We start from the raw sequence: 15838 nt of genomic DNA, 5'->3' as shown, positions 1-15838 counted from the left end.
CTTGCGCCCCTTTCACTGACCGTTATCCTGACCGGAAAGCAGTGGAGGGCAATATGAAAATTACATGGCTGGGACATGCGAGTTTCCGGATGGAGGTCGCTGACGCGGTACTTCTGATCGACCCGTGGCTGGCGGCAAATCCGTCATTCCCCAATGACAGGCGGGCGGATGCGTTGGCGGGTGCGACCCATATTCTGCTGACCCATGGGCATTTCGATCATGCCTCGGAAGTTGCTGATATCGCTCAGGAAACAGGCGCATCCGTTGTCGGTATTCCAGAGCTTTGTGCAGCCTTCGAAAGCCACGGTACCGTCGAATTCAACAAGGGCGGCACAGTCGATCTGAACGGCGCGAAAGTCTCCATGGTACAGGCCACACATTCGTCATCGCTGGGCAGCGCCTATGCCGGAACCGAGGCCGGGTATATGATCAAAGGGGATGGTCATACGGTTTATGTGTCCGGCGATACGGACGTAATGGCCGATATGGGCTGGATGGCAGAGTTTTATCAGCCTGACATTGGTATCTTGTGCTGCGGCGGCCATTATACGATGGGCATGGAGGGTGCGGCGTTTGCCGCGAAAAAGTTCTTTGATTTCAAGATGATAATTCCGTGCCACTACAAAACATTTCCTTTACTCGCACAGTCCGCGCAGCCGCTGGTGGATGCCCTGCCGGATGTGAATGTGCTGACCCCCGAGGTGATGGATGTGGTCGACATCTGAGCGATCAAACTTTCACCGAAAGTTTGACACCAATTCCTGTGCCAGGAACTGTCACCGCCGCGCGGCGAAGAAGTTCTTTAACAGTACCTCAGACGCGGCGGCATCGATTCCGTCATAGATTTCAGGCACATGGTGGCATTGCGCATGGCTGAAGATTCGCGGCCCCTGCCCCACCCCGCCGGACTTAGGATCATCCGCCCCATAGTAGAGCCGCGCGATACGCGCATTGCTGATCGCGGCGGCACACATCGGGCAGGGTTCCAGCGTGACGTAAAGATCAAATCCGGTAAGCCGTTCTTTTCCAAGGGTTTTGCAGGCCTCTCGGATCACCAACATTTCAGCATGGGCGGTGGGATCGTTCAACTCGCGCGTTCGGTTTCCGGCCTGCGCGATGATGCCGTCCGGGCCTGCAATGACGGCACCAACCGGCACTTCACCGCGTTCAGCGGCGGCGCGCGCCTCGATCAGGGCCGTGTCCATATGTGTGCGAAACACCATAGGTCTTGATGCCCGTTTCGCCACCAAGCGACAAGATCGGTTAACGGGTCGAACGTCGGGAATCTGCCACATGCAACAGGCCAATCGTTAACGGCCTTGTTTTACGGGGTCTGAGTCGGTTTTTGCCGGTCGGCATCGCGTCGGCAAAACGTCGGACTTGCGTCGGACCCTGACGCAGTTTTTCGCCAAATCCGGCTGGTGAATGCCCCGCACGGTGATAGAGATTAAGAGAGGCTTACCGGAGACAGGTGACCAACGCATCGATAACGATCACTTGAACGCGGTGAAAACAACAGTTTGTACACGGGGTTTCACATGGTGACGCACACGCTAAAGATGTAGTTGGGCTGCGGGCGCCGCTATTTGCGCCAGATTTTCAACGTTTTCATCACAAAGGACGCATTGCCATGAATATTCTTTTCATCATGTATGACCAGCTCCGCTTTGACTACCTGAGCTGCGCGGGCCACCCGCATCTGGATACGCCGCATTTTGACCGGGTCGCCGCGATGGGCGTCCGCTTTACCAATACCTACGTCCAATCGCCGATCTGCGGGTCAAGCCGCATGTCGTTCTACACCGGGCGGTATCCGTCGAGCCATGGGGCACAATGGAACAACTTTCCCTTGCGCGTGGGCGAGCAGACGATTGGCGATCACCTGCGCAAGATCGGCATGGATTGCTGGCTGATCGGCAAGACCCATATGCACGCCGACAAAGAAGGCATGGAGCGGCTGGGACTGGATGCAGACAGCGTGATCGGTGCACGGCAGGCGGAATGCGGTTTCGATGTGTGGATTCGCGATGACGGGCTCTGGGCGCAGGGGCCTAAAGGGTTCTATGATGAAAAACGCTCGCCCTATAACGAATACCTGAAATCTAAAGGCTATCCCGCCGATAACCCGTGGCATGACCATGCCAATGCGGGGGTGAAGCCGCCCAACCGCATGGCATCCGGCTGGATGTATGAAAACGCCGACCGCCCTGCCAATATCCACGAAGAGGATTCCGAAACCGCCTGGCTGACCACCAAGGCCATCGAATTCATGGATCAGGCCAAGGGGCCATGGTGCGCCCATGTCAGCTATATCAAGCCGCATTGGCCTTACATCGTGCCTGCCCCCTATCACAACATGTATGGCACCGACCTTGTCCCGCCCCCATTGCGTGACGAGAGAGAGCGCGAGGACGCTCACCCGGTGTTCAACGGCTATATGAACAATCGTGTCGGCTGCGCCTTTCAGCGCGAAGAGGTCCGCGAAAAGGTGATCCCCGCCTATATGGGTCTGATCAAACAATGTGACGATCATCTGGGTCGCATTCTGGATCATCTGGAAGACACAGGCGCGATGAAGGACACGATGATCGTGCTGACATCAGACCACGGTGACTATCTGGGGGATCACTGGATGGGCGAGAAATCCCTGTTCCACGACCAGTCTGCCAAGATCCCCATGATCATCTATGACCCGCGCAGACGGGCCAATGGCACTCGCGGCACGACCTGCGATGCGCTGGTCGAAAGCCTTGATCTGGCCGCGACCTTTGTCGAGGCGGCGGGTGGCGAGGTGCCTGCCCATATCATCGAAGGCCGGTCGCTGCAGCCATGGCTGGATGGCGAAAGCCCGGATTGGCGCGACTTTCTGATCAGCGAATTTGACTATTCCGGCACCCCCTTGGCCGAGGAACTGGGGTTGGAGCCGCGCGATTGCCGCCTGTTCATGGTGTTTGATGGCCGCTGGAAGATGATGCATGCCGAAGGCGGGTTCCGCCCGATGCTGTTTGATCTGCAAACCGACCCCGAAGAATTCATTGACCTCGCCAAGGGTGATGCCCGCGACGCGGAGATCACCCGGCTTTACGGCTATCTGGCCCAATGGGGGCGGCGCATGTCGCAACGTGTCACCAAATCAGACGCGGATATTGTCGCCATGCGAAACAAGGCCGGGATGAAAGGCGTGCTGCCCTTCATGTATGACGGCAGCGAGGTTCCGCGCCCCCTGACGAAGTTCTATCGGGGCAAGGCGCCAGAATTGCCTGAGAAGGAGTAACCCCCGGGTCGTCGCGCATTGACACCGGGCGTCTTCGCTGCGCAGGTCGCTTGAAAGCGAAAGGTGCCTTGATGCGCGATACCAGCCAGACCGATATCTATGATCCGGACTTTGTGGCCGATCTGTTTGACCGCTGCTCTGCCAATTACCGCAGGTGGAGCGCGGTCAGTTCCTTTGGCTTTACCTATATCTGGCGCAAACAATGCGTGGCCCGCCTGCCCCGCCCCATGCAGTCCGACGCAGTGGCCGTTGATCTGATGGCGGGCACGGGCGAGGTCTGGCCGCATCTCTTGCGCCGGTTCCCCGGTCTGGGGCGGATCACAGCACTTGATATCTCGCACCGGATGCACCTGGACGCGGTTGCCCGCCTGCACGGCGCCCATGCTGACCGGATCACACATGTTGAGGCGAACGCGCTGGAAACGGATCTGCCGGAAGGCATGGCTGATATTCTGATTTCGACCTTCGGCCTCAAGACCTTCAACCCCGCCCAGCAGACGATCCTGGCCCGGCAGATTGCCCGCCTCCTCAAACCCGGCGGCCATTTTTCACTGATCGAAGCATCCGATCCGCAAGGGTGGGTGTTGCGCCCGTTCTACCGGTTTTATCTGGACCGGATGCTGCCGCAGATCGAACGATTCTTCCTGAAAGGCGCTCATGATTTTAGCATGATCGGCACCTATACCCGTAATTTCGGCGATAGCGCCCACATGGCCGAAGCCCTGCGCGATGCTGGTCTGACCGTCACCCTGAAGAAGCATTTTTTCGGTTGTGCCACCAGCGTGGCAGGCCACAAGCCGATTGTCGCCCCGTCAGCCTAGCTGGATGTTTCGACCAGATAGCGCAGATACACACCGCCAACACTCAACAACAGGGCGAAAGCCACGAAAAGTCCCGCAAAAATGATCTTTATCGTGTTGCCGCCCATCAGTGCCCTGATGAAAACGTAAGCAGATATCGCCAGAACAATGATGCCACCCATGGTCGTTTCTCCTGCGTGTTGGATGTGATCGAACGCTCGATAGGCACCGATTGTGTTAAAAGAATGATATTGGACAGACGGGAACAACCAATTGCAGTCTTTGCGCCTTCTCTCTACACGCGGGCCATGACCGATACACCCCCATCCGGCGACCGCATCGCCAAGGTTTTGTCCCGTGCGGGCGTTGCAAGCCGCCGCGAGGCGGAGCGCATGATTGAGGCGGGCCGCGTGGCCGTCAACGGCAAGCGCATCGACAGCCCTGCCCTGAACGTGACCGCCACTGATAAGATCACGGTCGATGGCAAACCGGTCGGCGAACCGGACCCGCCGCGCATCTGGCTTTATCACAAGCCTGCCGGTCTGGTGACGACCGAACGCGATGAAAAAGACCGACCAACGGTCTTTGCTTCCCTGCCCGATACTATGCCGCGGGTGATGTCAGTGGGACGCCTTGATCTGAATTCCGAAGGCCTGCTGCTGTTGACCAATGATGGCGGCGTCAAGCGCCGGCTGGAACTGCCCAGCACCGGCTGGCTGCGCCGCTACCGGGTGCGCATCAACGGCTCTGTCAGCGAGGCCAAGCTGGACCAGCTGCGCGCGGGTATCGCGGTGGATGGCATCCGATATCAGCCGATGACGGTGACATTCGACCGCCAGCAGGGGGCGAATGCCTGGCTTACGGTATCAATCCGCGAAGGCAAGAACCGCGAAATCCGCCGCGCGATGGAGGCCATCGGGGTGACGGTGAACCGGCTGATCCGAGTCAGCTATGGCCCGTTCCAGCTTGGCAACCTTGCCGCCGGCGCGGTGGAAGAGCTGAAACAGCGGGTGGTCCGCGACCAGCTGGGCCTGTCAGACAAGCCCAAACCGACACGGGTGCGCCAACCGATCAACCGCCCGACCCGTGGCAAGCCAAAGTAACACCATGGACGGTCAGCCTGGGGTCTGTGCGCCGTTCGCCGGAACGGCAACGGTCGCCGCACCCTCAACCTGCCGCAGTGCGTTGGGCACGAATAATTCGCTGAACCCTGCCAGAAAACCGAAAAGAAGATAGGTCCACGGCAACACTGAAGGCTCGATGGAGGCCAGCAACCAATCCCCTGAAATCAGGAAAATCGCAACACCCGCCGCAATCACGCCGATGGGGATGCGCACGAACCCGGTATAGACCATTTCCCAGAACGACACCGAATGATCGACCCGAATGTCGCTGACAGAGGCTGACACCGCAAAGAACGCCCCGATTGCGCCCAGCGCCAGCACATCCAGCGCGTGAACATCGAAGGCCATCGACGCCTCGTTCACGACCAGGCTCGACATGAGGGTTGTGAAACGGAAACCAACCCAGATCCCAAGGATCGCGGCCAGCGCAAGCAGGTTGCCCTGCACATAACGCATACGGTTCTTGCTGTCGCGCAGCGTCGTGATGTTCTTGCGCAGATGGCTGAGGAGTTCCTTCGCCTCGTCCTTGTTCCCCTCGTAGGCCATTTCCATCGCGCGGGCCATCATCTCGGTCGCGCGGCGGCGCAGGGACGCGGAACTGCCTGCGTCAAGGTTTCCGGACCGGCAGATACTGTCGACCACATCGCAGATATGGGCCAGATCGGCGGCGATCGCCCCAAGGTTCGCGCGCAGTTTCTTGGCACAGTCATAGTCGCGCGGATATTTGGTGCGCAGCCACACATGATCCACCCCGGAGCTTTTGTTGCCGCCAAACAGCCGGCTGACACCTTGCCGCCCTTCCCCAACGTCATCCAATTCCGTCAGATGGGCGGGCCCGCTTGCCTGTACGACCGAGTAGATGATGAAGCGATCAGTGCCGACCAGAATGCGGTCCACCGTGTCGCCAAGTGGATCGGTCTGACCCTTTTGTATCCGGTCATCGTCAGCCATCTTGCAGGGATCAGGGGTGCTATCGTCAATATCTGCTGCATATTGCGGTATTGTAGAATGCTCATTCATGAAACTGTCCAATCAATAACAACTGCCTTAAATGCTGCGATAAATACCATAAAATCGCACGGCTGCACAGGTAAGGCCTCCCATACCTCCTGATCCGAAACGTCTGCAAAGTGCATATCAACGGCCCGCAAGGGGGAAATTCGTTAAATTTTGAACCCTTGCCCTGTCACATGCGTTGTGCATGGTGGTTTCAAAAGAAAATACCGGGGGACAATGCTTTGGCTGAACTGCTGACGCTTGAAAACGCGACCAACCTGATCATGCTGTGCTTTTTGCAGGCCGTATTGGGGTTCGATAATCTGCTTTATATCTCAATCGAAAGCCAGCGGGCCCCTGTGGCCCAGCAGAAGGCTGTGCGCACATGGGGCATCATCATCGCCGTCGCCCTGCGCGTGATCTTGTTGTTCACCATGATCCAACTGCTGGATGCGCTGTCAGAGCCGTTCTACATCCTTGAATGGGAAGGTATCCTGACGGGCGGCGTGAACTTTGCCACCGTAGTCTTTATTTTTGGTGGGATTTTCATCATGTACACGGCCGTCAAAGAGATTGGCCATATGCTGTCCATGGATGATCTGAGCCATGATGTGGAGGGCAAATCAGCCAAATCCGCGACACAGGTGGTCATGCTGATCGTGCTGATGAACCTGATCTTTTCGTTTGATTCCGTGCTGTCGGCCATTGCGATCACCGATGTCTTCCCGATCCTGGCCTTTGCGATCATCCTGTCGGGCCTTGCCATGCTGGTGCTGGCCGATGGGGTGACCCGGTTTCTTGAGAAAAACCGCATGTACGAGGTTCTGGGCCTGTTTATCCTGCTGATCGTCGGCGTCGTGCTGTTGGGTGAGGCCGGACAGGCCGCCGTGCATGGTGTCGAAAGCATGGGCGTACCCCATGAGGAGGCGAAGGACCTGGCCTTGCGTGTGTTTGACCGTGAGATCGTGCCAATGTCCAAATCCACATTCTACTTCTCGGTTGTGGTGCTGGTGGCGGTAGAAATCATCCAGTCCGGTTACCGTCGCAAACTGGATGCAGAGCGCACCGCATTGCAGAAACACTCGTAAACGGGCCTGTCTGTGCCTATCTGGAAAGGAGTGGGGGATGATGCGAGGAACCGATGTTTCGCCTGATCTTGTTGATTTTGTTCATTGCTGCGATTGTGACCACAGCGCTGGCCATGCTTGCTGTCATGCAGTCAGTGGCTGGTCTGGCCCGTTCAACAGGCGAGGATAACATGCCCGGAACCTTCCAACGCATTGCCTATATTCTGCTTGTCCTTTTGCTGATCGGTCTGACCACCGGCTGGCTGGGGGGCGTCTGAGGTGGCAAAGCGGTTTGGCGGTAAATACAGCCCCGATGGTGAGGGCGGGTCGCCTTCGGCTGCGCCGGTTGCGGTCGCACGACCCGGCACAAAATCGAACCTGCTGTTTGTCCCTGCGATTATTCTGGTGTTCACATCCCTGAATGAAGGCCCGCAGACCTTGGTCACAGCCCTGATCGGCGGTGCCGTGCTGACCCTTGCCGCCTGGATGCTACGGGAAGGATTGCAGGCCGAAGCCGCCTATCACGCCCGCCGCGTCGCCCGTCGCCCGGCGATACCGCGCAAGATGATGTCAAGCGCACTGACCGGGATTGGCGCCGCGATTGCCGCCTATACCGGCGACAGCGCGATCCTTGGCTCCGCGCTTTATGGTATTGCAGCGATTAGCCTGCATATGGCCGCCTTTGGCATTGACCCGCTGACAGACAAGCGCATGGAAGGCATCGACACCCGCCAGCAGGATCGTGTGGCCCGGGTCGTGGACGAGGCGCAGAATTACCTGGATGTGATGAAATCGCAGATTGAATCGCTGGGTGACCGCAAACTGGAACGCCGGGTCGTCGATTTCCGCGATATCGCCGAGAAGATGATCCGCACGGTCGAGGAAGACCCCCGCGACCTGACAGCAGCGCGCAAGTTTCTGGGCGTCTACCTGATGGGCGCCCGCGATGCGACGCTGAAATTCGTCGATCTTTATGCCCGCAACAAGGACACTGACGCCCGGCAAAACTATGAGGCGCTGCTGGACGATCTGGAACAGAACTTTGCCTCCAAGACAGAAAAGATGCTGCTGGACGACCGCAGCGATATGGATATCGAAATCAACGTGCTGCGCGACAGGCTGCAGCGCGAGGGCGTCAGCCTGAACAGTAAAGGGAGTTAGACCATGTCCGACACGATCCGCCAAAAGGCGAAAGAGACCCTCGCCGAAGTTGAAAAAGTCACCGCTGTGGTGCTGCCAGAGCCGCAAGGCGAAGTGGTCACGCTAGAGGCTGCTGATCCATCGACAAGCAACGCCATCACCCAGCGTATGGGCGAGATTGATATCAGCGACACGAATTCCATTGTGTCCTTCGGGTCCGCCGCACAGGCCGAGTTGCAGGAGATTTCGCAATCCATGCTGGCCGGTGTGCGCAACAAGGATGTGGGCCCGGCAGGTGACAGCCTGCGCAATATCGTCACCACCATTCGTGGTTTCTCGATCTCCGAACTTGATGTGCGCCGCGAACGTAGCTGGTGGGAAAAACTGCTGGGCCGTGCCGCCTCCATCGCGAAATTCACCGCCCGGTTTGAAGAGGTGCAAGGCCAGATCGACCACATCACCGATGATCTGCTCAAGCATGAACATGTCCTGCTGAAAGATATCGAAAGCCTTGATGTGCTTTATGAAAAGACGCTGCAATTCTACGATGAACTGGCGCTCTATATCTCGGCTGGTGAGGCGAAGCTGAAAGAACTGGACACCAAGACGATCCCCGCCAAGGAAGCCGAGGTTGAAAAAGCCCCCGAAGAACAGGCCGTGATGAAAGCGCAGGAACTGCGCGACATGCGGTCGGCCCGCGATGATCTGGAACGCAGGGTGCATGATCTGAAACTGACCCGTCAGGTGACAATGCAATCCCTGCCCTCGATCCGGCTGGTGCAGGAGAACGACAAATCGTTGGTGACCAAGATCAATTCGACACTGGTCAACACCGTGCCGCTTTGGGAAACGCAACTGGCGCAGGCCGTGACCATCCAGCGGTCATCAGAAGCCGCCGCCGCCGTGCGCGAGGCCAACGACCTGACCAACGAACTGCTGACTGCCAATGCTGAAAACCTGCGCGACGCCAACCGTGTGATCCGGACGGAAATGGAACGCGGCGTCTTTGACATCAATGCGGTGAAAGAGGCCAACGAACATCTGATCGCAACGATCAATGAAAGCCTAGAGATCGCTGACGAAGGCAAGCGCAAGCGCGCCGAGGCCGAGGCCGAGATGATCAAGATGGAGGCCGAGTTGAAGCAGACCCTCGCATCGGCCAAGGCCCGCAGCATCCCCAGTGCGGCCCCCGGCGACGCTGATCTCTGATCATTGATGGCGGGGCGGTTCTCAGTGCGTGGTTTATCGGTTGCCCTTGTGATGGGGCTGGCGGGCTGCGCCGAGCTGTTTCCGCCAGTCACGCCGCCCCCGGTTGACCCGCCGGTCGAACGACCTGATCCGCCGCCACCACCAGTGGTCGAACCCAGCCAGGCCAGCAAGGATTTGGCCGTCTACTATCGCCGCCTGCAAAATGACCTCTTGACGCAAGGGTTGCTGCGCGGCGACGGCGGCGGGCCGGACACGCCCTTTACCGACACGCAACTGGCGCGCAATTTCGTGCGCATCGCCCTGTTCAATGAATACCGCGATGACAGCGATTTCCGCAGCCCTCAGGCCACCGTATCCAAGCTGCGGCGGTGGGAGACACCAATTCGCATGTCTGTCGAATTTGGCCCCTCTGTCCCCCCCGATCAGCAAGCGATGGATACCGCGAGCGTGAGTGCTTATGCCGCCCGCCTGTCCCGGCTGACCAGCGTGCCGATCACCCAGACGGATCGCAACCCCAACTATCACGTCCTGTTTCTGAACGAGGACGACCGGCGCGGGGCAGCGGCGCGCCTGCGCCAGATCATCCCCGGCTTGGGCGAGGCGACATTGCGGGCAATCATCAATCTGCCCCGCGATCAGCTTTGCGTGGTGATCGGCACGTTTTCCCCCGGCGGGGCCAGCTATCAAAAGGCGGTGGCAATCATCCGGGCCGAACATCCCAACCTGATGCGCTCTGCCTGTATCCACGAAGAACTGGCACAGGGGCTGGGCCTTGCCAATGACAGCCCACAGGCGCGCCCCTCGATCTTCAATGATGACGAGGAATTCGGGCTGCTGACCACCCATGACGAATTGCTGCTGCGCATGCTCTACGATCGCCGCCTGCGCACCGGCATGCCCCCTGCTGAGGCTGCACCGATCGCGCGGGTCATCGCACGCGAATACTTGGCCGGAGGTGCCAGTTGATGCGCTTGGCAACCACTCTATGTTTCACTCTGCTGCCCTGCCTGAGCAATGCCGAACAGGATTTTGGGCAGTGGGTCCAGACAAACCTCGGGCTTGGAACCGACTTTTCCTATGCTGGTCAGTGGGTGGCCAATGATGGCCATGTTTTCGGGATCGATCCACTGACATTGTTCGGTGCAAACCGCGCGCCGATTTCTGTCCCAACGACCGAAGCCGCCGTCATCGGGTTGAACCAGGCGGATCCCGACGAGCGCACGGCAATTCTTGCGCTGGTTTGGTCGGACGCCCCATTTGTCTGCGGTCAGGATGCAGGCTTCATCGGTGTCGATACCGGGTTGGCGGCATTTGCAACCGCATCGGAAATTGCAGCACTCGAGAAATATGCACGGGATCACGGGGACCTCTACGCTGGGACATATGCCGAACAGATCGACAGTTTTTACCCCGGCCCCTTTCTGGCAGAATTGCCAGATGGCACACGATTTCCGCTCAGCGGCAGCGGATGGGGCGACGGTGGCTACCCTGTGACAGCTCTGTTTGACGCAGATGGCGACATGATCGCCTTGTTTGCGCAGTTCATCACCGCAGGCGACGACTGGCTGACGCCACCAACCTGCACCAAACGCATTTCCTGATTGAAGGAGCACCCAACATGGGCATTTTCGATTTTCTGACGGGCGAGTTCATCGACGTCATTCACTGGACCGACAACACCCGCGACACCATGGTCTGGCGGTTCGAGCGCGAGGATCACGAGATCAAATACGGGGCCAAGCTGACCGTTCGCGAGGGACAGGCCGCCGTGTTCGTGCATGAAGGCCAGCTGGCCGATGTATTCACGCCGGGCCTTTATATGCTTGAAACCAACAATATGCCGATCATGACCACGCTACAGCATTGGGATCATGGTTTCAAAAGCCCGTTCAAATCGGAAATATACTTCGTCAATACAACCCGGTTTTCTAACCTCAAATGGGGTACCAAGAACCCGATCATGCTGCGCGATCCTGAATTCGGGCCGACCCGCCTGCGCGCCTTTGGCACCTATACGGTCAAGGTCGCTGATCCTGCCGTCTTCCTGCGCGAGATTGTGGGCACGGATGGCGAATTCACCATGGACGAGATCAGCTATCAGATCCGCAACATCATCGTGCAGGAATTCAGCCGGGCGATTGCGTCATCGGGTATCCCCGTTCTTGATATGGCCGCCAACACGGCTGATCTGGGCAAGCTGATCGCCAATGCGATTGATCCGACGATGAAGCAATATGGCCTGACCATCCCCGAGCTCTATATCGAAAACATCAGCCTGCCACCCGCCGTGGAAGAGGCGCTGGATGCCCGCACATCACGCGGAATGGCCGGCAATCTGGACGAACACATGAAATGGAAAGCTGCTGAATCCATGACCATGGAAGGCTCTGCCGCCGGTGGTGCCATGGGCATGGGCATGGGGGCCGGTCTGGGGATGCAGATGGGCAATATGATCCAGGCGGGCGCAAGCCCGGTTGCCGCACCGCCACCACCGCCACCTGTCGAACATGTCTGGCACATCGCCGATGGCGGCGAGGTCAGCGGACCCTTTTCCAAGGCCGCCATGGGCCGCAAGGTGACCGATGGCAGCCTGAACCGCGACAGCATGGTCTGGACGCAAGGCCAGGATGGCTGGATGCGGGCCGAGGATGTGGCCGAACTGGCGCAGCTTTTCACCGTGATGCCCCCGCCCCCACCGGGAACATGAGGCAAGCGGCATGGGCACGGGATTTGCACGTTTCACCCACCTGCTGCCCCATCGCCGCACATGGCTGAAGGTCAGCCATGCCGCGATGATCCCGCTTTTGATCTGGTTCATCTTTGTCACACCGGATGATGTGCTGCCCTTCGGCCCAGCCGCGTTCCGGTTCCATTCGGTCCTCGCCCTTGTCTTTGTGACCATTTGCCTGATCTGGACAGTGGATTATCTGCGGCGCGGGCTGGCCGGGCGGCCGGGGCCAAAGCTGGGACCACGGGCGCGCAGGTTCCACGTGATCCTGCACAAGACAATCATTCTGGGCCTCGCCGGGGTCGCGCTGACCGGGTTTCTTCTGGGGCTGACATCCTCCAAACTGCTCAAGGCCGGGGGTTTCCTGCCCATCGCTCCGCCGATGAACTGGCCCGATGCGAACGAAATCGCGGGGACAATCCATATCTATGAATTCTACATCCTCGGCGCGATTGTGGTCGTTCACGCCGGGTTCCATATCTGGCGACATGTTCGGCTGCGCGACAACGCGCTGCGCATCATGGCCCCGAAACTCCTGCACCGGTTCCTGTAGGGTGACCCGCCGCCGCCTGACAATCCTGCTGCACTGGTCGGTCCTGCTTCTGGCCTTGATGATGGTCAAGGGTGGCACGTCCGATACTTACATCCGCTGGGCCTTTGTGCTGGCGGGCGGGCTGTGGCTCGGCATGACGGCCCTGTGCGGGATGTTGTGCAAACCGGGGCCGAAACTGCAGGGCCCGCTGCGCAACGCCTATCCGTGGATGCACCGGGGGATGTATGCGCTGCTGACCCTTGCGGTCGCTACGAACGCCGCCGCCCTCTTCAACATTGCGCCGCATGATACTGGCTGGATCCCGCTTCTTCTCCTTCTGGCCGGCGCGGCGTTCCATGGCCTCTTTCATTTCTGGCGGCATAATGTTCTGTATGACGGTGCATTGCGCGCCATGACCCCCCGATTTGTCCACAAGATCCTCTGATGACCGAAGCTGAACACCGATTTCCCTGTGACACCTGCGGGTCCGACCTGCGCTTTGATCCCGGCGATCACCGGCTGGTCTGCGATCATTGCGGCAATATCGAACCGATCGAAGGCACACGGCACACCGCCGGCGGCATCAAGGAACTGGATTTCCGCGATGCGGTTGAAAACCGGCTGGCCGCCGAAGAGATGGAGGAAACGCGCGTCATCACATGCCCCAATTGCGGGGCCAGCACCGAATTTGACGCCGATACGCACGCCGCCGAATGTCCGTTCTGCGCTACCCCGGTTGTCACCGACACCGGCACCCACCGGCATATCAAACCACGCGGGCTCCTGCCCTTTGGTCTGGATGAAGGATCGGCGCGCAAGGCGCTGACCGACTGGCTGGGCAGCCTGTGGTTTGCCCCCAACGGGTTGACCGAATATGCCCGCAAGGGGCGCAAGATGAACGGCATCTATGTGCCCTACTGGACCTTCGACGCGGACACCAAAAGTCGCTATCGCGGCCAGCGCGGCACCCATTATTACGAAACCAAAACCGTCGTCCGCGATGGCAAGCGCAAGAATGTCCGCGTGCGCAAAACCCGCTGGCGCGGTGTCTCTGGCCGGGTGGCGCGGTTCTTTGACGATGTGCTGGTGCTTGCATCCCGGTCCTTGCCCAAGAAATACACAGATGGGCTGGAGCCGTGGGATTTGTCGGCGCTGGAGCCGTATAAACCCGAATACCTCGCCGGGTTCCGGGCCGAAGGTTATCAGGTCGAACTGACCGACGGGTTCACGGAGGCGCGTGCCTATATGGACCGGATGATCCTGCGCGATGTGAAATACGATATCGGCGGTGACGATCAGCGGGTCAGCGATGTGGACACGGCGATCAGCGATGTGACGTTCAAGCATATCCTGCTGCCAGTCTGGCTCGCCGCCTACAAATACCGAGGCCGCACCTATCGCTTTGTGGTCAACGGGCGCACAGGCCGAGTGCAGGGTGAACGCCCCTATTCCGCATGGAAGATCGCGATTGCCGTGGTGATCGGAACGATCCTTGCGCTTGGCGTGGGATTTGTTATCGCTAACAGCCAGTAGAATTTGTGGGGGAGAAAGCCGATGATCCTATGCTGCGGCGAAGCGCTGATCGATATGCTGCCCCGGCAGACCACCGATGGCGGAAACGCATTTGCGCCTCATGCCGGGGGGTCGGTTTTCAACACGGCGATTGCTTTGGGGCGGCTCGACGCACCGGTGCAGTTTTTTTCGGGTCTGTCATCTGATCTCTTCGGGGATATCCTGCGCGCTGAGTTGACCGCCTCAGGCGTGGACAGCGCGCCAGCGGCGATCAGCGACCGCCCAACGACGCTGGCCTTTGTCACGCTGACCAATGGCCATGCCTCTTATGCGTTCTACGACGAAAACACCGCTGGCCGGATGCTGTCGCAGGATGATCTGCCCCAAACGCAGGCCGACGCACTGTTTTTCGGGGGCATATCGCTGGTCGTCGAACCCTGCGGTGCGGCCTATGAGGCGCTGATGCTACGCGAAGCCGCAACACGCGTCACGATGATCGACCCCAATATCCGCCCGTCCTTCATCACCGACGAGGCCGCCTATCGCGCCCGCCTGACCCGGATGCTGGGTGCCGCCGATATCATCAAGACCTCTGACGAGGATCTGGACTGGATCACCGGTGGAACCGATGCGGCTGCTCTGTTCGACACTACTGCCGCCAAAGTGATCCTGCTGACACGCGGCGCAGACGGCGTGAAGGTCCTGACACCCGACAACCAGTTCGATGTTGCTGCCGAAAAGGCGACGGTCGTCGACACGGTCGGCGCGGGCGACACTTTCAGCGCCGGGTTTCTGGCGCAGATGCATCGCAGCGGGCACCTGACCAAAGCAACGCTGAGCGATGCATCCGCCGATGACCTGCGCAAGGCGGCGGCGTTCGGGGCGAAGGTCGCCGCGATCACAGTCAGCCGCGCGGGCGCCAACCCGCCATGGGCGTCTGAGCTTTGAGGGCGCTGATCCAGCGCGTCAGCCACGCATCCGTCACCGTCGCCGATGAAACCATCGGCGAAATCGGCACCGGCCTGCTGATCCTTGTCTGCGCGATGGAGGGGGATGACTCCGCGAGATCCGCAGCACTCGCAGCCAAGATCAGCAAGCTGCGCATCTTTGCCGATGACGCAGGCAAGATGAACCTGTCGCTGCTTGATACCGGCGGTGCCGCCCTGATCGTCAGCCAGTTCACACTCGCCGCCGACACGTCACGCGGCAACAGGCCTGGGTTTTCGGCGGCAGCCAAACCGGACCTTGGCCGTGCACTCTACGAGCAGTTTGTGGGGGATATGGATGCTTTGGGCATTCCGACCGCGACGGGATCATTTGGTGCGGATATGGCTGTCAATCTGACGAATGACGGGCCGATCACAATCTGGATGGACGTATGAGATGGGTTAAAACCCATCTTACGTTGCCGCAAAGCCGATACAGACGATCTTGCGTAAGATGGGTCTTGACCCAT

General features: G+C 59.2%; 19 protein-coding genes. 16 read left to right on the top strand and 3 right to left on the bottom strand.

Annotated elements, in window-relative coordinates; genetic code table 11:
* Positions 1 to 53: 53 nt before the first annotated feature.
* Positions 54 to 725 (top strand): metal-dependent hydrolase, encoded by a 672-nt coding sequence (locus tag ACFWW2_RS06055; protein WP_393926949.1) that lies wholly within the window; start codon positions 54 to 56, stop codon positions 723 to 725.
* Between the two features lie 51 nt (positions 726 to 776).
* On the opposite strand, the gene ACFWW2_RS06050 is transcribed toward ACFWW2_RS06055, so the two are convergent.
* On the bottom strand, positions 777 to 1223 hold the full coding sequence (locus tag ACFWW2_RS06050) for a nucleoside deaminase (RefSeq protein WP_393926948.1): 447 nt from the start codon (positions 1221 to 1223) through the stop codon (positions 777 to 779).
* A gap of 407 nt (positions 1224 to 1630) precedes the next feature.
* On the opposite strand from ACFWW2_RS06050, the gene ACFWW2_RS06045 reads away from it, so the two are divergent.
* Positions 1631 to 3274: a sulfatase-like hydrolase/transferase gene (locus tag ACFWW2_RS06045; protein WP_393926947.1), complete on the top strand. Its 1644-nt coding sequence runs from the start codon at positions 1631 to 1633 to the stop codon at positions 3272 to 3274.
* Between the two features lie 71 nt (positions 3275 to 3345).
* A complete protein-coding gene (locus ACFWW2_RS06040) occupies positions 3346 to 4095 on the top strand; it encodes a class I SAM-dependent methyltransferase (protein ID WP_393926946.1) in 750 nt (249 codons plus the stop codon).
* Here ACFWW2_RS06040 and ACFWW2_RS06035 read toward each other — a convergent pair.
* Positions 4092 to 4256: a hypothetical protein gene (locus ACFWW2_RS06035; protein WP_393926945.1), complete on the bottom strand. Its 165-nt coding sequence runs from the start codon at positions 4254 to 4256 to the stop codon at positions 4092 to 4094. The two genes, ACFWW2_RS06040 and ACFWW2_RS06035, sit on opposite strands and share 4 nt — an antisense overlap.
* A gap of 126 nt (positions 4257 to 4382) precedes the next feature.
* Between ACFWW2_RS06035 and ACFWW2_RS06030 the strand changes: the two genes are divergently transcribed.
* Positions 4383 to 5177: a pseudouridine synthase gene (locus ACFWW2_RS06030; protein WP_393926944.1), complete on the top strand. Its 795-nt coding sequence runs from the start codon at positions 4383 to 4385 to the stop codon at positions 5175 to 5177.
* Between the two features lie 12 nt (positions 5178 to 5189).
* On the opposite strand, the gene ACFWW2_RS06025 is transcribed toward ACFWW2_RS06030, so the two are convergent.
* Positions 5190 to 6149: a hypothetical protein gene (locus tag ACFWW2_RS06025; RefSeq protein WP_393926943.1), complete on the bottom strand. Its 960-nt coding sequence runs from the start codon at positions 6147 to 6149 to the stop codon at positions 5190 to 5192.
* 287 nt (positions 6150 to 6436) lie between these two features.
* Here ACFWW2_RS06025 and ACFWW2_RS06020 point away from each other — a divergent pair, with 287 nt between their 5' ends.
* From ACFWW2_RS06020 to dtd, 12 genes are read left to right on the top strand one after another with little or no spacing between them, the layout of a single operon-like run.
* Positions 6437 to 7282, top strand: a complete 846-nt coding sequence (locus ACFWW2_RS06020; protein ID WP_393926942.1) for a TerC family protein — start codon at positions 6437 to 6439, stop codon at positions 7280 to 7282.
* A gap of 53 nt (positions 7283 to 7335) precedes the next feature.
* Positions 7336 to 7539 (top strand): hypothetical protein, encoded by a 204-nt coding sequence (locus ACFWW2_RS06015; RefSeq protein ID WP_393926941.1) that lies wholly within the window; start codon positions 7336 to 7338, stop codon positions 7537 to 7539.
* A gap of 1 nt (position 7540) precedes the next feature.
* On the top strand, positions 7541 to 8422 hold the full coding sequence (locus ACFWW2_RS06010; RefSeq protein WP_393926940.1) for a 5-bromo-4-chloroindolyl phosphate hydrolysis family protein: 882 nt from the start codon (positions 7541 to 7543) through the stop codon (positions 8420 to 8422).
* A gap of 3 nt (positions 8423 to 8425) precedes the next feature.
* Positions 8426 to 9610 carry a toxic anion resistance protein gene (locus ACFWW2_RS06005; RefSeq protein ID WP_393926939.1) on the top strand — a complete coding sequence of 395 codons (1185 nt, stop codon included), beginning with the start codon at positions 8426 to 8428 and terminating at the stop codon, positions 9608 to 9610.
* Between the two features lie 6 nt (positions 9611 to 9616).
* On the top strand, positions 9617 to 10576 hold the full coding sequence (locus ACFWW2_RS06000) for a DUF2927 domain-containing protein (protein WP_393926938.1): 960 nt from the start codon (positions 9617 to 9619) through the stop codon (positions 10574 to 10576).
* Positions 10576 to 11211, top strand: coding sequence for a hypothetical protein (locus ACFWW2_RS05995; RefSeq protein WP_393926937.1), 636 nt, complete (start codon positions 10576 to 10578; stop codon positions 11209 to 11211). Before ACFWW2_RS06000 ends, ACFWW2_RS05995 begins: the two co-directional genes overlap by 1 nt.
* Before the next feature lie 17 nt (positions 11212 to 11228).
* Positions 11229 to 12317 (top strand): SPFH domain-containing protein, encoded by a 1089-nt coding sequence (locus ACFWW2_RS05990; protein WP_393926936.1) that lies wholly within the window; start codon positions 11229 to 11231, stop codon positions 12315 to 12317.
* A 10-nt stretch (positions 12318 to 12327) separates the two neighbouring features.
* Positions 12328 to 12891, top strand: coding sequence for a cytochrome b/b6 domain-containing protein (locus tag ACFWW2_RS05985; RefSeq protein WP_393926935.1), 564 nt, complete (start codon positions 12328 to 12330; stop codon positions 12889 to 12891).
* A gap of 1 nt (position 12892) precedes the next feature.
* Positions 12893 to 13315 (top strand): hypothetical protein, encoded by a 423-nt coding sequence (locus ACFWW2_RS05980; protein ID WP_393926934.1) that lies wholly within the window; start codon positions 12893 to 12895, stop codon positions 13313 to 13315.
* Positions 13315 to 14403 carry a primosomal protein N' (replication factor Y) - superfamily II helicase gene (locus ACFWW2_RS05975; protein WP_393926933.1) on the top strand — a complete coding sequence of 363 codons (1089 nt, stop codon included), beginning with the start codon at positions 13315 to 13317 and terminating at the stop codon, positions 14401 to 14403. The genes ACFWW2_RS05980 and ACFWW2_RS05975 overlap by 1 nt, the downstream gene beginning before the upstream one ends.
* A 21-nt stretch (positions 14404 to 14424) precedes the next feature.
* Positions 14425 to 15330, top strand: coding sequence for a carbohydrate kinase family protein (locus ACFWW2_RS05970; RefSeq protein ID WP_393926932.1), 906 nt, complete (start codon positions 14425 to 14427; stop codon positions 15328 to 15330).
* Complete coding sequence (gene dtd, locus ACFWW2_RS05965; RefSeq protein WP_393926931.1) at positions 15327 to 15764, top strand: D-aminoacyl-tRNA deacylase; 438 nt, start codon at positions 15327 to 15329, stop codon at positions 15762 to 15764. The genes ACFWW2_RS05970 and dtd overlap by 4 nt, the downstream gene beginning before the upstream one ends.
* Positions 15765 to 15838: the final 74 nt, after the last annotated feature.

Origin of the sequence: Yoonia sp. R2-816 (genome assembly GCF_046762905.1) — a bacterium.
Classification (GTDB): domain Bacteria; phylum Pseudomonadota; class Alphaproteobacteria; order Rhodobacterales; family Rhodobacteraceae; genus Yoonia.
The sequence above is the reverse complement of the archived record's forward strand: the minus strand, read 5'-3'. Positions and strand labels throughout refer to the sequence as shown.

Excerpts from the sequence above, each read along its gene's own strand:
- ACFWW2_RS06035 (WP_393926945.1), bottom strand. The coding sequence starts at position 4,256 with ATGGGTGGCATCATTGTTCTGGCGATATCTGCTTACGTTTTCATCAGG.
- ACFWW2_RS06055 (WP_393926949.1), top strand. The coding sequence starts at position 54 with ATGAAAATTACATGGCTGGGACATGCGAGTTTCCGGATGGAGGTCGCT.
- ACFWW2_RS05975 (WP_393926933.1), top strand. The coding sequence starts at position 13,315 with ATGACCGAAGCTGAACACCGATTTCCCTGTGACACCTGCGGGTCCGAC.
- ACFWW2_RS05995 (WP_393926937.1), top strand. The coding sequence starts at position 10,576 with ATGCGCTTGGCAACCACTCTATGTTTCACTCTGCTGCCCTGCCTGAGC.
- ACFWW2_RS05985 (WP_393926935.1), top strand. The coding sequence starts at position 12,328 with ATGGGCACGGGATTTGCACGTTTCACCCACCTGCTGCCCCATCGCCGC.
- ACFWW2_RS06015 (WP_393926941.1), top strand. The coding sequence starts at position 7,336 with ATGTTTCGCCTGATCTTGTTGATTTTGTTCATTGCTGCGATTGTGACC.
- ACFWW2_RS06040 (WP_393926946.1), top strand. The coding sequence starts at position 3,346 with ATGCGCGATACCAGCCAGACCGATATCTATGATCCGGACTTTGTGGCC.
- ACFWW2_RS06025 (WP_393926943.1), bottom strand. The coding sequence starts at position 6,149 with ATGGCTGACGATGACCGGATACAAAAGGGTCAGACCGATCCACTTGGC.
- ACFWW2_RS05970 (WP_393926932.1), top strand. The coding sequence starts at position 14,425 with ATGATCCTATGCTGCGGCGAAGCGCTGATCGATATGCTGCCCCGGCAG.
- ACFWW2_RS05990 (WP_393926936.1), top strand. The coding sequence starts at position 11,229 with ATGGGCATTTTCGATTTTCTGACGGGCGAGTTCATCGACGTCATTCAC.
- ACFWW2_RS06030 (WP_393926944.1), top strand. The coding sequence starts at position 4,383 with ATGACCGATACACCCCCATCCGGCGACCGCATCGCCAAGGTTTTGTCC.
- ACFWW2_RS06000 (WP_393926938.1), top strand. The coding sequence starts at position 9,617 with ATGGCGGGGCGGTTCTCAGTGCGTGGTTTATCGGTTGCCCTTGTGATG.
- ACFWW2_RS06005 (WP_393926939.1), top strand. The coding sequence starts at position 8,426 with ATGTCCGACACGATCCGCCAAAAGGCGAAAGAGACCCTCGCCGAAGTT.
- ACFWW2_RS06045 (WP_393926947.1), top strand. The coding sequence starts at position 1,631 with ATGAATATTCTTTTCATCATGTATGACCAGCTCCGCTTTGACTACCTG.
- ACFWW2_RS06050 (WP_393926948.1), bottom strand. The coding sequence starts at position 1,223 with ATGGTGTTTCGCACACATATGGACACGGCCCTGATCGAGGCGCGCGCC.